Annotated in this window: 14 protein-coding genes and 1 riboswitch; of the genes, 3 read left to right on the plus strand and 11 right to left on the minus strand. The window is 46.8% G+C overall.

Annotated features, from left to right (window positions below):
* Window positions 1–9 precede the first annotated feature (9 nt).
* Together H9630_RS14370 and H9630_RS14375 are read right to left on the minus strand one after the other, a co-directional pair.
* Window positions 10–1,131 carry an NADH-dependent flavin oxidoreductase gene (locus H9630_RS14370; protein ID WP_191716181.1) on the minus strand — a complete coding sequence of 374 codons (1,122 nt, stop codon included), beginning with the start codon at window positions 1,129–1,131 and terminating at the stop codon, window positions 10–12.
* 216 nt (window positions 1,132–1,347) lie between these two features.
* Window positions 1,348–1,959 carry a type 1 glutamine amidotransferase family protein gene (locus tag H9630_RS14375; protein WP_191716182.1) on the minus strand — a complete coding sequence of 204 codons (612 nt, stop codon included), beginning with the start codon at window positions 1,957–1,959 and terminating at the stop codon, window positions 1,348–1,350.
* A 147-nt stretch (window positions 1,960–2,106) separates the two neighbouring features.
* Between H9630_RS14375 and H9630_RS14380 the strand changes: the two genes are divergently transcribed.
* A complete protein-coding gene (locus H9630_RS14380; RefSeq protein ID WP_191716183.1) occupies window positions 2,107–3,579 on the plus strand; it encodes a protein adenylyltransferase SelO in 1,473 nt (490 codons plus the stop codon).
* Window positions 3,580–3,835: 256 nt separating this feature from the next.
* Window positions 3,836–4,723, plus strand: a complete 888-nt coding sequence (locus tag H9630_RS14385; protein WP_191716184.1) for a fructose bisphosphate aldolase — start codon at window positions 3,836–3,838, stop codon at window positions 4,721–4,723.
* Window positions 4,724–4,778: 55 nt separating this feature from the next.
* Here the strand turns inward: H9630_RS14385 and H9630_RS14390 are convergent, their stop codons facing one another.
* A complete protein-coding gene (locus H9630_RS14390; RefSeq protein WP_191716185.1) occupies window positions 4,779–6,335 on the minus strand; it encodes a class I adenylate-forming enzyme family protein in 1,557 nt (518 codons plus the stop codon).
* A gap of 246 nt (window positions 6,336–6,581) precedes the next feature.
* Window positions 6,582–7,802, minus strand: a complete 1,221-nt coding sequence (locus H9630_RS14395; protein WP_225218575.1) for an aminotransferase-like domain-containing protein — start codon at window positions 7,800–7,802, stop codon at window positions 6,582–6,584.
* 208 nt (window positions 7,803–8,010) lie between these two features.
* Here H9630_RS14395 and H9630_RS14400 point away from each other — a divergent pair, with 208 nt between their 5' ends.
* Window positions 8,011–8,511 (plus strand): BsuPI-related putative proteinase inhibitor, encoded by a 501-nt coding sequence (locus tag H9630_RS14400; RefSeq protein ID WP_191716186.1) that lies wholly within the window; start codon window positions 8,011–8,013, stop codon window positions 8,509–8,511.
* A gap of 70 nt (window positions 8,512–8,581) precedes the next feature.
* Here the strand turns inward: H9630_RS14400 and H9630_RS14405 are convergent, their stop codons facing one another.
* The 7 genes from H9630_RS14405 to H9630_RS14435 all read right to left on the minus strand — a co-directional run bounded on the left by H9630_RS14405 (window position 8,582) and on the right by H9630_RS14435 (window position 16,251).
* Complete coding sequence (locus tag H9630_RS14405) at window positions 8,582–8,776, minus strand: helix-turn-helix domain-containing protein (RefSeq protein ID WP_191716187.1); 195 nt, start codon at window positions 8,774–8,776, stop codon at window positions 8,582–8,584.
* A gap of 15 nt (window positions 8,777–8,791) precedes the next feature.
* Window positions 8,792–9,274 carry a DUF2975 domain-containing protein gene (locus tag H9630_RS14410; RefSeq protein ID WP_191716188.1) on the minus strand — a complete coding sequence of 161 codons (483 nt, stop codon included), beginning with the start codon at window positions 9,272–9,274 and terminating at the stop codon, window positions 8,792–8,794.
* 163 nt (window positions 9,275–9,437) lie between these two features.
* Window positions 9,438–10,349, minus strand: a complete 912-nt coding sequence (locus tag H9630_RS14415) for a 5'-methylthioadenosine/S-adenosylhomocysteine nucleosidase (protein ID WP_191716189.1) — start codon at window positions 10,347–10,349, stop codon at window positions 9,438–9,440.
* A gap of 161 nt (window positions 10,350–10,510) precedes the next feature.
* Window positions 10,511–10,613: riboswitch (purine riboswitch) on the minus strand.
* 115 nt (window positions 10,614–10,728) lie between these two features.
* A complete protein-coding gene (locus H9630_RS14420) occupies window positions 10,729–12,099 on the minus strand; it encodes a vWA domain-containing protein (protein ID WP_191716190.1) in 1,371 nt (456 codons plus the stop codon).
* A gap of 223 nt (window positions 12,100–12,322) precedes the next feature.
* The gene (locus H9630_RS14425) at window positions 12,323–13,198 is read right to left on the minus strand and encodes an AraC family transcriptional regulator (RefSeq protein WP_191716191.1); all 876 of its coding nucleotides are present in this window, start codon (window positions 13,196–13,198) and stop codon (window positions 12,323–12,325) included.
* 132 nt (window positions 13,199–13,330) lie between these two features.
* The gene (locus H9630_RS14430; RefSeq protein ID WP_191716192.1) at window positions 13,331–14,008 is read right to left on the minus strand and encodes a serine/threonine protein kinase; all 678 of its coding nucleotides are present in this window, start codon (window positions 14,006–14,008) and stop codon (window positions 13,331–13,333) included.
* A gap of 629 nt (window positions 14,009–14,637) precedes the next feature.
* Window positions 14,638–16,251 (minus strand): glycoside hydrolase family 13 protein, encoded by a 1,614-nt coding sequence (locus tag H9630_RS14435; RefSeq protein ID WP_191716193.1) that lies wholly within the window; start codon window positions 16,249–16,251, stop codon window positions 14,638–14,640.
* Between the last annotated feature and the right edge of the window lie 152 nt (window positions 16,252–16,403).

Consider the following 16,403-nt stretch of genomic DNA (forward strand, 5'->3'; position numbering starts at 1 on the left):
CTTGTTTTCTTACTCTTCAATCCGGAACCAGCCCGGTGCCTTGGTCACCATATTCCATAAGTTCTCTGGAATATCCAGCTGTTCTTTTTTGCTCAAATGGATTGCCTGAAAAATCTCTTCGTCCCGGCTTTTTTTCACTTTCGCCAACCAGTCCGGGTCCATGATCAAGGCATGGCCAAGCGACACCAACGGCGTGACTTCCAATGCTTCTTTCACTTGCTTAAGCGTCTGTAAGCCCCCTACCCCGATCACCGGTACACGGTTGCCAATATGCTGTTGGATCATTTCCACACGTGACCGGTTGTCTTCCTCACGGATCGATCCGCCGAAAAATTTGCCGACTGACGCATGGATGTAGTCGATGCCTTCGTCAGCAATGGCCTCCAAAAACTTCAATGTATCATCCATTGTGATGCCCGGTTCTTCACGTTCTTCCGGACTGATCCGGTAACCCACGACAAAAGGCTTCTCTGCATATTCAGCAACAGCTTGCTGGATCGATCTGATGACGGCTATCGGAAACGCCATGCGCGCAGTCACATCGCCTCCCCATTTGTCGGTGCGGACATTGGAATGGGGAGAAAAGAATTGCTGGATCAAATACGTATTGGCGCCGTGTATTTCGACTCCATCAAAGCCTGCTTGGATAGCCCGTCTGGCGGCTTCTCCGAATGCCGCAATCGTTGCTTCAATTTCTTCCTCGGTCATTTCACGCGGAACCGCCGCATTGGGGCGCGGCGCCGGCACTGCGCTTGGTCCAACCGGCTGTTCGCCTTTCAGCAAGTCTTCATTCGACATGCGTCCGGCATGATAAAGCTGCAGGATTGCTTTAGCGCCTCCGTCTTGAATGGATGTTGCTAAACGGGTCAGACTGACAATTCGTTCATCGCTGTCTGCCCCTAATGGATCCGGAAATCCGACACCCAACGGCTCGACATGTGCACAAGCCGTAATGACAGCTCCCAGTCCGCTTTCGGCACGCCTTTTGTAATAGATTAGTTCGTCTTCTGTCACATCGCCATTCGGATCTGAAGATGATGTGGTCATCGGTGCCATCAGAATGCGGTTTTTGACAGACAAACCGGATGTAAACGTATACGGTTCAAATATATTTTGTGTGGTAATGGCCATTTAAATTCCTCCTTGACTATCTCTTTACCCTTACACTGGTGCCGACAAGCCTGGCCCCTTTATTTACATCGTATCCGATTAGCAGCCAGTTGAAAGCGCATCTGCTTTGCAATAGATAAATTCAGCCTTTTGGCTGACATGCAAAAGCACCGTCAAAAACAAACCACCTTCGATTGTGCCTAATCTCACAATCGAAGGTGACCTATTCAGCTGACATTATTGTTTAGTATTCATGTATTCGTGATAGCCTTGTTTAAAAAAGTCGTACCACTCATCGATTTCTTCCTGTGGAGCCGATTGAAGGGCTTCCATCACTTCTTTGCCGAACTCCAAAAATGCCGAGCCGTTGGCAGTGATGACGTTTCCGCTCCGGACCGCCTGCTGCTGCAGGTAGCCTGCTTCATTCGTATAGCTGTCCCCTGCTGTTTCCTTTAAGTCTTCCAGGTAATTGCTGGTGTGCGGAATTTCATTCAACAGCCCATTTCTTCCCAGAAATACCGTAGCATCGCAAATTGCACCAAACACCACTTTCTTTTCGATGGCTTTGCCGACCAGTTTCATGATCCGTTCGCTGCCTTCTTTTCGCCAAGAATTGCCGCCGATCAGAATCAGTCCCGCAAACTCTTCCGGTGCATCATCCAGTCCGTAATCCGGGAGCACCGTAAAGCCGCCGATTGATCGGATCGGTTCCTTTGTCAGCGACACCGTCTTGACATCGAATCTTCGTCCCTGGCCCTCCGGCTCTTCGTTAAGCGCCGCAGCCAATGAAGCTGCTTCCCAGTCGGCATACTCGTCCAGCAACACAAACAAAACTTTTTGATCGCTCATTTTCTCGCCTCCTTTTCGATTGAATATTCGATTTATTATTAAAGAGATTATAGCACAGGCAAAGAATCCCTTAAACAGCAAAGACATGATCGGCGGACAGAGCGGGTATAATATAAGTAACACTTCAACAAAATAAGGAGGTCCATTATGAATAAAAAGGAACTAACCCATACCGGCTGGCAGCTGGAAAATAGCTATTCGCGGTTGCCTGAAGTTTTTTATAGAAAAATCACGGTCCATCCGGTGAAGTCGCCTAAATTGGTCATCTTTAATGAGGCATTGGCAGAAAAACTTGGTCTGGATCCTGCAGAATTAACAGCTGAAGACGGGGTCGCCATCCTGGCTGGAAATCAGGTTCCTGAAGGCAGCACACCGATTGCCCAGGCTTATGCAGGTCATCAATTCGGCAATTTCACGATGCTTGGAGATGGCCGTGCTTTATTGATTGGCGAACAGCTCACACCATCCGGCAAACGATTGGATATCCAGTTGAAAGGCTCGGGCAGAACGCCTTATTCCCGCGGCGGCGACGGTCGTGCTGCATTAAGGCCTATGCTTCGCGAGTACCTCATCAGTGAAGCGATGCACGGTCTGGGCATTGCGACGACCCGCAGCTTGTCCGTTGTCGAAACCGGTGAAATGGTCCGTCGGGAAACAGCGCTGCCTGGAGCGGTCATGACACGGATTGCTGACAGCCATCTGCGCGTCGGCACATTCCAATACGCTGCAAGATTCGGTACCAAAGAAGACTTGAAAGCACTGGCCGACTATGCGCTGGAGCGCCACTTTCCGCATGTCCAAGACGCTTCGCACCCGTATCTTGCCTTATTCCAGGAAGTCATCAAACGGCAAGCAGCTTTGCTTGCCAAATGGCAGCTCGTCGGTTTTATTCACGGAGTTATGAATACCGACAACATGGCGATTAGTGGAGAAACCATCGATTATGGACCTTGCGCATTCATGGATAGCTATGATCCGAAGACGGTTTTCAGCTCCATCGATGTTCAAGGCCGCTATGCTTACGGCAATCAGCCGATGATTGCCGGATGGAACTTGGCACGTTTTGCGGAGAGCCTGTTGCCTTTGCTGCATGATACTCCGGAGGAAGCGGTCAATATGGCACAGGAAGAACTCACCGGCTATATTGAGCAGTTCCAGAACCACTGGCTATCCGGCATGCGCAAAAAACTTGGGATCTTCAATGAAGAAGCTGAAGATTCCACATTGGTGGAAGCATTGCTGAATCTGATGCACCAACATGATGCCGATTACACCAATCTGTTCCGTGCGCTGACTTTCACGAAACTCCAGGGCAGTGAATTGTTTGAAACGCCAGAGTTCAAGGAATGGCACAGTTCTTGGCAGGCACGTCTGGAGCGCCAGAAGGAGTCGCAGGAAGAGAGCCAGCAATTGATGCGCAACAACAATCCGGCCATCATCCCCCGCAATCACCGGGTGGAAGAAGCCCTGGCCGCAGCAGAATTCCAGGGAGATTACAGCGTCCTTCACCGGCTGCTCACAGTCCTGGCTGACCCTTATGCCCATTCTGCCGAACAGGAAGCCTATACGGAACCGCCGGAGCCGACAAACGGGCCTTATCAGACTTTCTGCGGAACGTAATGATGATTCAACAAGCTCTCTATTCTCTAGGGTTTAAGGGGCAGTAGATCTATAATTTCTTCTCTTTCATCTGCCCAGCTAACGTTTGTAGAACTTCAATAAGGGAACATCCTAAGTACAGCTTAATCAGTAAAAAATTTCTTTTTGTAGTTTCCTCTTTATATTGTTACAATATTCAGTGAAAGAGGTTCTTTGCAGTAAATTTTTTATAATCAAGCGGTTAACTTTCTAAAAATTTATCTAAGGAGCTGGGACGATGAATCAAGAACAATTGGAATTCGTGAAAAATGGGAAAGGTTTTATTGCTGCGCTTGACCAAAGTGGTGGCAGCACACCAAAAGCACTCGCACTTTACGGGGTGTCAGAAGACCAATATTCAACAGAAGAGGAAATGTATGACCTGATCCACGAAATGCGGACACGCGTCATGACGGCTCCTTCCTTCAATTCCGATTCGATTATCGGCGCAATCCTTTTTGAACAGACGATGGACCGTAAAGTCGAGGGCCAATACACAGCTGATTATTTATGGCAGCAAAAAGGGGTTGTGCCTTTCTTGAAAGTCGACAAGGGCCTTGCAGATGAAGAAAACGGCGTTCAGGTCATGAAGCTGATTCCGGATTTGGACGATGTGCTGAAACGCGCCAACGAACGAAACATCTTCGGCACCAAAATGCGTTCGGTCATTAAGGAAGCCAATCCGGAAGGCATCAAGAAAGTAGTCGAGCAGCAATTCGAAGTCGGCAAGCAGATTCTGGCAGCTGGCTTGGTGCCGATTCTTGAACCGGAAGTCGATATCAACAGCACGGACAAAGAACAAATCGAACAAATCCTGAAAGAGGAAATGTTGAAGCACTTGGACCAATTGAGTGAGGATCAAAATATCATGATCAAAATCACCATTCCAACAGTCGATAACTTCTTCAAGGAATTGATTGACCACCCTCGTGTACTCCGCGTAGTGGCTTTGTCCGGCGGCTATAAACGAGATGATGCCAATCAGAAATTGGCTGCCAACGAAGGGCTGATCGCCAGCTTTTCTCGCGCCTTGTCCGAAGGCGTCAGCGCCAGCCAATCCGATGAAGAATTCAATGCCATGCTGGAAAACTCCATCAAAGGCATTTACGAAGCTTCCATTACATGACTCCACGAAAATGCCCTGCAGCGATTAACGCTGCAGGGCATTTTTGTTTTGAGAATCAGTAACGGCTGGCCGGAGTTTTCCGGAACCATTCGAATTCACTGATGTGAAGTTCACGCAATTGGTATTTCATGATTTTCCCCGAGGAGTTCCGCGGCAAGGAATCGGTGACCAAGTACTTGCGCGGAATCTTGTAGCCTGGAAGTTTTTCCAGGAGGTAGTCCATCAATTGGTCTTCGTCGATGGTCTCACCTTCTTTCGGAACAATGATCACACCGACAATTTCTCCCCATTCCTCTTCCGGCAAGCCGACTGTCGCAGCTTCTTCCACTTGAGGATGACTGTTGATGACCTGTTCCACTTCAATGGAATAGATATTTTCTCCGGCTGAAATGATGCGGTCCGCTTTTCGGTCCACGAGAGAGATAAAGCCATCCTCATCAATTGTGGCCAAATCGCCCGTCAACAGCCAGCCGTTTCGGAAAGCCTCTGCGGTTTCTTCAGGTTTATAGAAGTATTCCTTCATGACCGTATCGCCTTTGATGACAAATTCACCGATGGTTCCCGGCTGGACATCCAAAAATTCATCGTCCACCACCCGCACTTCTGTGAAGTACATCGGTTTTCCGCCTGATCCCACCTTGTGTTCATGCTGCTCAGGCAATAAGAAAACACCTCCCGGCCCGCCTTCCGTCAACAGGCATAGGTTATAGAACTGCTGATGGCCGAAAACCTCCATTGCCCGCTTGACAAGTTCCGGATCAATCGGATCTGCCCCGTACATGCATTTTTTAACCGAAGACAGATCTGCCTCTTCGATATTCGGCAACTGCAACAACCTGGTGTACGTTTCCGGCAAGCCGAAGAATATGGAAATCTGGAATTCGGTGATGGCCTCAGCCACTTTTTCCGGATTGAAATCACGCAGAATGATGTTGGATGTACCCAACATGATGCCGGTTACCAAAAACAGATTCAATTGAACCGAATGAAATAAAGGCACTGCATGAAGAATGCGGTCCTTTGCCCCGAGTTCCACGCCAAACACGAATGACGAACTGGCAGCGGTCAGCCGCTGATGATCAAATAATGCCCCTTTTGGTTTCCCGGTTGTACCGGAAGTATAAAGGATTTCCGCATCATCACTGCTCAATACTTCAACAGAAGGCTCCAGCGCATTATCACTCAATACACTTTCCCAACTCAGATAATCATTATTATCAGGTGCCGGGTGGACGATAACTTGTCGAAGCTGAGCTGCCTGCTTTTTCGCTTCAGTTACAGTCTTTTCAAATTCGTGGTCGCATATGACGAATACGCTTTCAGATTGTCCGAAAATATAGCCGCTTTCATCTGCACTTAGCTGGTAATTGACCGGCACTGCCACACCCCCAGCCTTTAGCACAGCAAAAAAAGCCAGTACATAATGATCGGAATTTTTCAGGAACAGCGAAACCTTATCCCCTTTTTGCATCCCTGTTTCGAGTAAACCATTTGCCAGCCGATTTGCTTCTTCGTTCAGCTCCTGGTAGGAATAACGTTGTCCTTCGAAAGCGATGGCCATTTTATCTGGAAAACGCTTTGCATTCTGTGCAAGTGTTGTCGTAATGTTCATTTGGATTTCCCCCTCTTTTTAGTAATCGACTGTCCCGATAATCAACCCTCCTGCCTTTGAAATCTCTAATGCTTCGAAAGACGTTAGAAATTTCCATATTTCCTTAATTAGTATATTTAACTGTACCGTATTCAGAAAATATAGTCAATTAAAGATTTATAATATGGTTTTCTCGAAAAGCTGAGAAGATTAATAAACGCGCCCGGCTGCAGATGCAATCGAACGCGTTTAAAATAGATATTCTCTTTACTGCCGGTCCGTCTCTTGTTCCGGCTGCGGAATACTTATGCCGATGACTTGTGCCAGTAATTCCACGCCTTTGACAATTTCTTCTTCGCTGGCATAGCTGAACGACAAACGCAGATATGGCAGCCCCTCCTGCTGGTTCAGGAAAAAGTATTTGCCCGGCACGAAAGAAACGCCTGCAGCCAATGCCTTCGGAAGCAGTTCTGAGGTATCGACGCCCGGAATTTTAACCCACACGAAATATCCTCCTTTTGGCGTGAACCATGAAACCGCAGGAGGCAGAAATTCTTCCAACGCCGACAACATCGTGGCACATTTGGCTTCATAGACGGACGCCAATCCATTCAGATGTTCATCAAAGTTGATGGCTTCAAGGAATGACGCCATCGTTGCCTGATCAAATGGATGGTTCAGGTCTTTCTTGAACCAATTCAATGGGTCGATGATGCGTTCGTCCGCTGCCACCCAGCCAATCCGCATGCCGGGAGCCACGACTTTTGATAAAGAACCGACATACAGGACACGGTTGTTGGTATCCATTGCTTTTAGAAGTTGTGGGCGATCCTGAAAGCCCAGTTCTCCGTATGCATCATCCTCCAGTATCAGGAAGTCGTATTGTTCGGCCAGTTCAAGCAAATGCTTCCGGCGTTCAAGAGACAGCGTAGTGCCTGTCGGATTTTGATAGGTCGGAATCGTATAAAGCAATCGCGGCAGCGGCTGTCCGTGTACTTTCCGGTCCGCCAACAAATCCGCCAACAATTCTGTCTGTAGCCCTTTTTCATCTATCGGGATCGTCAGATAGTGCTCAGTGTAGTTCTGGAAAATCTCCAAAGCTTCCATATAGGTCGGTGCTTCAACAGCCACTAGAGCTTCGTCGTCTAAAAGGACACGGGCAATCAGATCAATAGCCTGGCAGGCTCCTGAAGTCACCAGCAATTCGTCCTCTGCAGCTTCTACACCGCGCGTCGCCATTCGTTTGCGAAGAAATTCCTTCAGCTGCGGAATCCTTGGGCTGCCCAAATAATGAAGCGGTAAATCACGTTCCTCATCCAGCAAACGTGCCACTGCCAGTTTGATTTCTTCAGAAGGAACCAATGCCGGTTCAGGATAACCTGAGCTGAGACGAAGACAGCCTGGCGGCAAGGTGGAAAGCCATTGCCCGGGTGGATCGTTTTTAAAAGCCATTTCAATATCTTTTGAAAAATGGAATGTTGTTTTCAAGTAGGTTGTGCCCCTTTCATCTAGCTGATGGAATTATGTGAAATCTCTTATTCTTCATTCTACAGGGTAGTTCTCTTAATGTGTAGGCTGTCAGTGAAATCCACCCGATATTTAGACTGTCCTAATGGACATTGTAACTTTTCAGGCGCTTTAACGTTCTTATGTGTAAGTGATTCACTTATCTCTCTATCCACGAGGAGGAATATCCATGAAAAATAAATTTTGGCTGGGAGCCTTTTTGATCTTGATGGCCGCTTTGATTCTCGCAGCGTGCGGCACCGGGCAAGGAGACGAAACAGAAACCTCCCCTGAAGATCCGAACACTGAAGAATCCGGAACGAACGATGAAACCACAGGAGGCAGTACCGATGGGGAAATGAAACCTGAAATCGAACACGTCGATGGTGATGTTTATCGCTATACCGTGATCAACGAAAGCGGCGAACCGCATACCTTTGAATTTACCAGCAGCCAACGCTATGATTTTTCCCTAGCAAATGAAAGCGGCGAAGAAGTTTTCCTCTTTTCATCCGTCAGCACTTATCTGCAGGCTTTAGGTGAAGAATCTGTCGACCAGGGCGACAAGTTGAGTTACGAATTCGAAATTCCGCAGCTCGACCTTGAACCCGGGACCTATGAACTGACCGCTTGGCTGACACCCCGACAAGGCGAAACGTATGAAGTCACCACCGAACATGTCGTGGAATAAAATAAGCAATCAAAAAGATCATCCAACTGGCTGGTCTTTTTGATTGCCTGTTATTTCATTCTTCTGGCCGTTACTCCAGCGCGTCCCCCGGTTGGCAGTCCAACGCCTTGCAGACAGCTTCCAAAGTGGACAAGCGGATGGCTTTTGCTTTGCCGTTCTTCAGGATCGAAAGGTTAGCCATAGTGATGCCGACTCTTTCCGAAAGTTCTGTAACGCTCATTTTCCGCTTAGCCAACATCACATCGATATGGATGATTATTGCCATGGAATTCACCTCGGCTCAGACGATTAAATCGTTTTCTTCTTTTATATCGATGGCGTCCTGCAGGAGCCGTTGAAGCACAGCCGCAAATACAGCAATGACAAGCGAAGCAAATATGATTACTAGGCCAATCAAAATGCCCGGAGCATCGTCAGCTTTTGTCAATAGATAGAAAAATGGCATTTCCAGCGCAAACACAATGATGATGGCGACTGCACAATACTTGATGGTCTTCAACGCTTTGACTGACAGCTTTGAAAATGCCTCGTTCCTGTCAATATAGCTGAGAAGCTTCAATGTCTGATACAAGGCAACGAAAAATGGAATCATCGCCAAGTACATGCCGATCAATAATGGATATTGCAGTTTTTCCAGTTCAGGAGAAGCCCAGTAAGGGGAATTTGGATCAAACCTTGATAAGCCGTATATGCAGCCGGCCAGTACCGGCAATCCCATAAGAATAATAACTGTTTTTAAAAATAGAGTCGATCCTCGGCTCATGAAAAGCACCTCACTTATTTGTATTGCCTTTATAATAGCTTATTATTTATTGTTTTACAATAAATAAATATTGCTTTTAGACATTAAATTATTGTTTTCATATTTCCTTTGAATAAAAAAAGCATCCTGTCACCTCTTTTTCAGAGAGACAAGATGCCTTTTGTTAGTTGCTTTCCAAAAAGGAAATATACTCTTTCACAACTTCGTAAACATATTCCTGGTTCGCTATGGCCGTATCTGCATTATAGGCACCGTCGTTGGTTTTATTGTTCGACAGAACACGGATTGCCAGGAATGGTACATCGTACGCTTTTGAAATCATGGCTACCGATGCCGATTCCATCTCTTCGACCGATGTGCCGTAATTTTCGTGGAACCACTTGATGCGATCCACTTCGTTATTCCAAAGATCAGCCGAGCCAATCGTGCCTTCAACGATCTTGCCTTTGGTGTAGCTGTCTTTCACTGCTTTAGCTGCAGCCAATAGGTCAGCGTCCCCTTCGTAATAGCGGGCTTTTTCTGCATTTGGATCTTCCCCAGCACTGCCTTCAGATGCCATGACGTCCATCGGCTTCCATTCGGTCGGTTCAATGCCTTCACCTGCTGCACGGTCTCCAGTTTTCATCGAACCGATGTTGACGGTACGTTCACCGAGAACGATATCAAATACATTCAATTCCGGATCGTGTCCGCCAGACGTGCCTTGGTTGATGATGGCGGCCGGATTGTATTTTTCAATAGCGATCGCTGTAGAAGCTGCAGCATTTTCCATGCCTTTACCGGTTTTTGAAACGATGACCGGATAGCCGTCTACTGTACCGATGTAAAATTCATAAGTCGAACCTGATTCTTCTATTGTAACGTTCTCAAGGCGCTCCGCGAAGGTTTCCGCTTCAATCGGCATCGGCCCTTGAATCAGGATCGGGCGTTTGGTTTCTCCAGCCGCTTCTTTATCTTCAGTTGCTTCAGCTTCTCCCGCTGAACTGCACCCAGCCATTACGGCCAACAAGATCATGGCCATGATGGTAAATAAAACTGGATTGCTGAATTTTGTCTTCATTTGCATCTTTTTCATGCGAACTTCCCCCTTGATGTCTGCTCTGCCGGTATTGGAGCCAAAAAATAGCGCCTAAAACAGTCATTTATTTCTGCCTATGGAATCCAGTAAGCCGAAGCACGTTTGAATGCATCAAGATGAGGCACACCAATCAAACAGCCGCCAGCTGAAAAGCCGGCTGACCGCATACTTCGACTCGTAGTCCGATTCTTTAAAGGGAACCTGGTAGAAACATTCGGACCGTATTACCGAATTTATACGAGCGATTATGTTGTTTGTCTGTCACTTGGCAACTATAGCAAAGGCAAAACAAAGGGTCAACCTAAAAATCGAACATTAAACCGTAAGTATCGGTTTAATGTTCGCTAAAATAGGTGATAAAGAGTAGTTTCCTTCGTTAAGAAGCATAATCTCCTTCTTTTTCCTCACTTGTCTCTTTCACTTTCTTCTCCAGTTCTTCATGCATCTCTTTGCGGATCGTATCTTTCCGATCTTTTTCCTGTCTGAAATATTGAGTCAGGGTTTTATGCCTGATGTTTGCCAGTTCGTTAAACTTATCAGCGGCTTCATTGTCTTTAAATTTTTCAAGCTCTGTCAGCTTGTATTGCAGGCTGTGCATTCTATTGTTTTCCGCAAGGGATTTCCCGTAAATTTCGTTATTGTACTTCAATAGATCTCCAGCAATGTTATTGCTTTGCTGGAGAATTTCCAAATAACGGTCATTGCTCCAGGCCAGCCATTCCCAGTAAAGCCGGCTGTGCTCCTGCTTCAGATAATCATTCAAATCGCTTTCCGAGTAAACGGACTTATATTGTCCATTCCCTGCTTTGGCTACAGCTTCCAGCTGCGCCTGGCCTTCGTTGTCGACATCAAAACCGATGATGTTCACTTCCGCTTGGATATCGGATGCGTTCAATGAAGCCGCAGCTGCCACCGGATCTCCATCACAGGTTTCAATTCCATCGCTGACCACATACACCACATTGCGTACATGTTCACCTTTTTGTTCTTTCAAGTCTTCTTCAGCAGCTTGGATGGCACCCGCTAAAGGCGTCCAGCCAGCCGGTGCAAACTGATCCAAGGATTCGCTGAAATGCTGCTCATCGTAAGCCCCTAGTTCATACACTACTTCGTTGCTGCTGCAGGACATTTCCCGGTCCGCGTTCGTACCGCTTCCTTCATGCCCATAGACACGCAGCATGACGTTCGATCCTTCCGGCAAATCTCCTGCATAGGTCTGCACCGCTTCTTTGGCCAGCTTCATCTTTTCGCCGCCCGATACATGGCCAGCCATGCTTCCGCTGGCATCCAACAAGATGGCCACATTGATTGTCTCTTCTTCAGGCAAGGTGATGCTGTCTTCCGGCGTAGCGGAATCGATGGTGATTACTGGATTAATGGCTTCAAACTTTTCTGCAGCTTCTTCAACATCCGCTGCCACTAATGATACTGCGAAGGAATACGCTTCCTCTCCTGTCATCCCTTCAGGCGCCGCTTCCAGCTCTGCCTGCAATTGTTCCTTTTGCTGATCCGTTTCTTGTAGGACGTATTTGCCTTTTTCCTTTACGATCTCTTCCACATTATGTACAGCCGCTTCTGCTGCGGCCGGCTCTTCCGCCTGTTGTTCTTCAACTGCTTCTTCTTCAGAAGGGTGCTCTTCCTTTACAGCTGGTTCTTCTGCTGCACCTGCATTTTGATTATCCGAGCAACCTGTAAGGATTCCAGCGGTTAATACCCCGAACAGCATCAGTTTATTGAATTTCGTCATACTGGGAATTCACTCCATTCGTTTTTCTTTCATAAGTTTACGGTTCTGTCTGTAGAGAAGTTTCATTTTCACCTGTTATTGGAAAAATATCTTGAATAGTCTTATTCTACCATTTGGAAATATAAGCGTTAATAAGAGAAAAGACATACTTTATTTTCTTGAACAAGAAAACTCTCTGCAGCCTTCAATGGTTTTTAAACCGAGAATGCGCAGAGAGCATGTTTTATTCATTCCGTTCTGTTACCGGAATCCAAATTTCACTATAGACGTTCTGCAGATTCGCCATATCGCCGTTGAAGGAAATTTCCGGACCTTCGACCAATTCGTAATTCGACGAGGGCAGCCAGTCGGAAAAAATTTTGCTCCAAGTATCCTGCAGCTTTTGAGGAAACGGACCTTCAAGACTGAATACGGCCCAGCTTCCCGCTGGCACCTCCACAACATCAAAATCATCGAAATCACCTTCTAAAGTCGTAATCGATCCAATCAAATGATCCAGCTGGCCTTTTTCTTCTAAGCGGCCCTCATCAAAATGAAAGGAGGCATTGACTACCGTTTGAACTTCTGTGTTGCGCCATTTTTGCAGCTGCTCACGCTGGTCCACTGTGATAGCCTGCACCATTTTCATAATTTCAGGATTCTGTCCTTCAAAAACGATGGGCACCCGTTCTTTAATGCCCACCAGTTTAAAGGCGTCTTTTTCTGCAATGCGGTATTCCATATCCATTCCTCCTCGAATCGTCAATTGGAAAGTAAGGCGTGGAAATGCTTTAAACTGATCGCTGTTCTTCACTTCAGATGGGTTCATCCCCGACCATTCACGAAACGCCCGGCTAAAGCCGTCTGCCGAGTCGTAGCCGTACTTGATGGCCACATCCAGAACCCGTTCCTTCCCCCGCTGCAAATCGCTGGCTGCCTGTGACAAGCGCCGGCTGCGGATATAACTGCTCAACCCCATCCCCGATAAATACGAAAACAATTTATGGAAATGAAATTCCGACACGCCGGCAATCTTCGCCACTTTGCCGAAATCAATATCGCTGTCCAAGTGTTCCTCGATATAGCGGAGCGCTTCATTCATATCTTTCAGCATGTCCATGCACACCCCTCCTTCCTTTTCTATTTTAAGAGGAATAAAAACGGCGCATCCGATTTTTCCTGTACGGATATGGTCGCTTTACTCTTGTTCCTGCCTTTTTTGGGTCAGGGAGATAATTTTAAGGCAGTGCCCTTAATTCCAATAGCTTATCTGTTTCGAAACAATCTTCATGAATTCATCAAAGGAAGAAGAGTAGCGGTTCCAGTGATGGTACCATTTCCTGATGGTATCCAACAGCCAGAACGGCATCGGCTTGCTGTCGATAATTGGATAATACTCTTCGTATGCTTTTTTCAAATGCTCCCATCTAAAATCATTGCCTTGCTTAATATACTCGGAAACATCAAGCAACTTTGCCCGGCCGTTTTGCAATAATATGTTCTTCAAGTGGATATCCCGTGGATTTAATCCGATTTTCCGGATGTAGTCCCGTGCCTCTTCTACATCTGCAATTACCTGTTCCGGTACGTGGATTCCCTGCAACAGACAATCGAACAAGGTTATGCCGTGTTCATACTTAATGGCTAACATGCGGTCAGTTGCGCCATAACAGGTGGAGAAGTAGAACGAAGAGCCGATTTCATCATACACTTTCGCTTCTGCGTCAAGTTTCCCTTCTTTTCCTTCCGCATATAACTTGAAGGCATACTCCGGAGCTTCTAAAAATTGAAACACTGCTGCATCGGTCCCTACTCCAATACAGCGAAAACCTTCCGCAATGCCTTCTATCGTTACCGGTTCATTATTCGGATGCGCCACTACATTAATCGCTGAAAGCAATTTCGCTATCTCTTGCCATGATTGATCCATAACATCTCTCCTTATTTCTAAAAATCCATTGCGGCCAGTGTGTATAGGTTGACGAACTAGACCCGTGCCAAGATCCGTCTCGATAGTGATAAATATATGCAAAAAATACTGCGGCGATTGCGCTTTACCTGCAAAAACATTGACAGACTCATCAATATCCTCTATTGTTAACTACGCGATGAGCTCGTTTGCGTAAGACGGACAAGCACTCCTTTTTGGAAACACGTTGTGGAGCGTGGCTTGATACGCCGCAAACTATCGAAAACATCTTGCCCTCGGGCAAGGTGTTTTTTTCTGTTTTATTGGCAGATAGAGACGAAATTTTAGTCATTTAACTGGAAAGCCGCATTTATAGTGCGTGAAATGGAATAAAACTGTTTTCACGTTGTTTTTATAGTTATAGCACTTGAAGTGTGGTTGTTTGCGGAATTCTTGATTTGTTTGCGGAATAGGCGTGGTTGTTTGCGGAATAATTGACTTTATCTGCGGAATATCGAGGTTTGTTTGCAGAATCCCCCATTTTGTTTGCGCAATGGCTTATTTTAGCCGAAAATAAAACATCCGCCTCTCTCCTCAAGAAGAAAGCCCCCGTCCTCAAGCAAATTGCTTAAGGACGGGGACTTTCAAATTCACAATTCGTAAACGCGTGCTTCAAAAGGCAGCAATTGTTTCGGATCCTGCTGTTGATAATTTCCGAGCAGGCAGCGCGCTGCTTCCGGTTCGTCCCAGTAGCAGGCGTACTCCGTCAAATTGGTGATGACCAATAAGGTCTTTTCTTCATCTGTGCGGGTATAGGCATAAATCGATTCGTGCCCGACATCCTGCAGCTCGTAGTTTCCGTAGACGAGGACGTCTTGCTGCTTGCGCAGCCAGATCATCTTCCGGTAGAACCAAAGAATCGAATGCGGATCGCGCAACTGTGCCGCCACATTGATTTCCTCGTAATTCGGATTGACCCGCAGCCAGGGCTCAGCATTTGAGAAACCCGCGTTCGGGCTGGCATCCCATTGCATCGGCGTGCGGGAATGGTCGCGGCTTTGCGCTTTGATGATCGTCATCACTGCGTCATGTTCCATGCCTTCCGAACGGTTGAAATGGTACAGGTTGTGGGTTTGGATATCGTTGTAATGCGCCAATTCTTCAAACGGCGCATTGGTCATGCCGATTTCCTGCCCCTGATAGATGAACGGCGTCCCTTGCATGAAGAAATACATGCAGGCGATGGCTGTCGCACTTTCCCTCCAGTATTGCTGATCGTTTCCCCATGAGGATACGATGCGCGGCTTGTCGTGGTTTTCCACGAACAGCGCGTTCCAGCCATGGCCTTCCACCGCTTTCTGCCATTTCGTAAGCACTTCTTTCAGCTTCGGCACATCAATTCCCGTCGTGGAGTCAGTATCCCAAAGTCCCATACTTTCAAACTGGAACACCATATCGAATTTTCCATCGTCCTCGGAAATCCATTCTTTAATGTTGTCAGCTTTCACACCATTCGCTTCACCGACCGTCATGATGTCGTATTTCGCAAACGTCTCGTCGCGCAATTCCGCAAGCAGCGGCTGGATGCCTTTGACGTTCATCATTTTTTCCCAAGCCGGCACATACAAATTTTGTTCCGGGTCTTCGATATCGCTCATTTCTTTTTTGATGTGGCTGATGGCGTCCACACGGAATCCATCGATTCCTTTGTCCAGCCACCAATTGACCATATCGTATAATGACTGCCGCACTTCCGGGTTCTCCCAGTTCAAATCCGGCTGTTTTTTGGAGAATAAATGCAAATAATACTGTTTGGTTTGCTGATCGTATTCCCAGGCAGAACCGCCAAAAATACTTTCCCAGTTGGTCGGTTCATCGCTCCAGATATACCAATCGCGTTTGTCGTTATCGCGTGAAGCACGTGATTCCATGAACCACGGATGTTCGTCGCTTGTATGGTTGATCACCAAGTCGATGATCAATTTCATGTCCCGCGCGTGCACTTCTTCAAGCAGGCGGTCAAAATCCGCCATCGTTCCGAACTCTTCCATAATTTCCTGATAGTCGCTTATGTCATAACCGTTGTCATCATTGGGTGATTTATACATCGGACAAATCCAGATAACATCAATCCCAAGGTCTTTTAAATAATCCAGCTTGCTGGTCAGGCCGTTGATGTCGCCAACGCCGTCACCGTTCGAATCCTTAAAACTTCTCGGATATACCTGATACGCGACTGCTTCTTTCCACCATTTTTTGTTCATAACTGATCCCTCACAAAGACCTTGGCCAGTCTCCCTATCAATCAATCGGCCGTAACCCCTGATCTTTTTTGAAGATGTCCGAACGCCTATTTCAACTTTTGTTCTTTTCCATTATCCAGCAACATTTTTCTAGAAAAACTATTTACAAGTTG

The organism is Planococcus wigleyi (assembly GCF_014836985.1).
In the GTDB taxonomy this organism is placed as follows: domain Bacteria; phylum Bacillota; class Bacilli; order Bacillales_A; family Planococcaceae; genus Planococcus; species Planococcus notacanthi.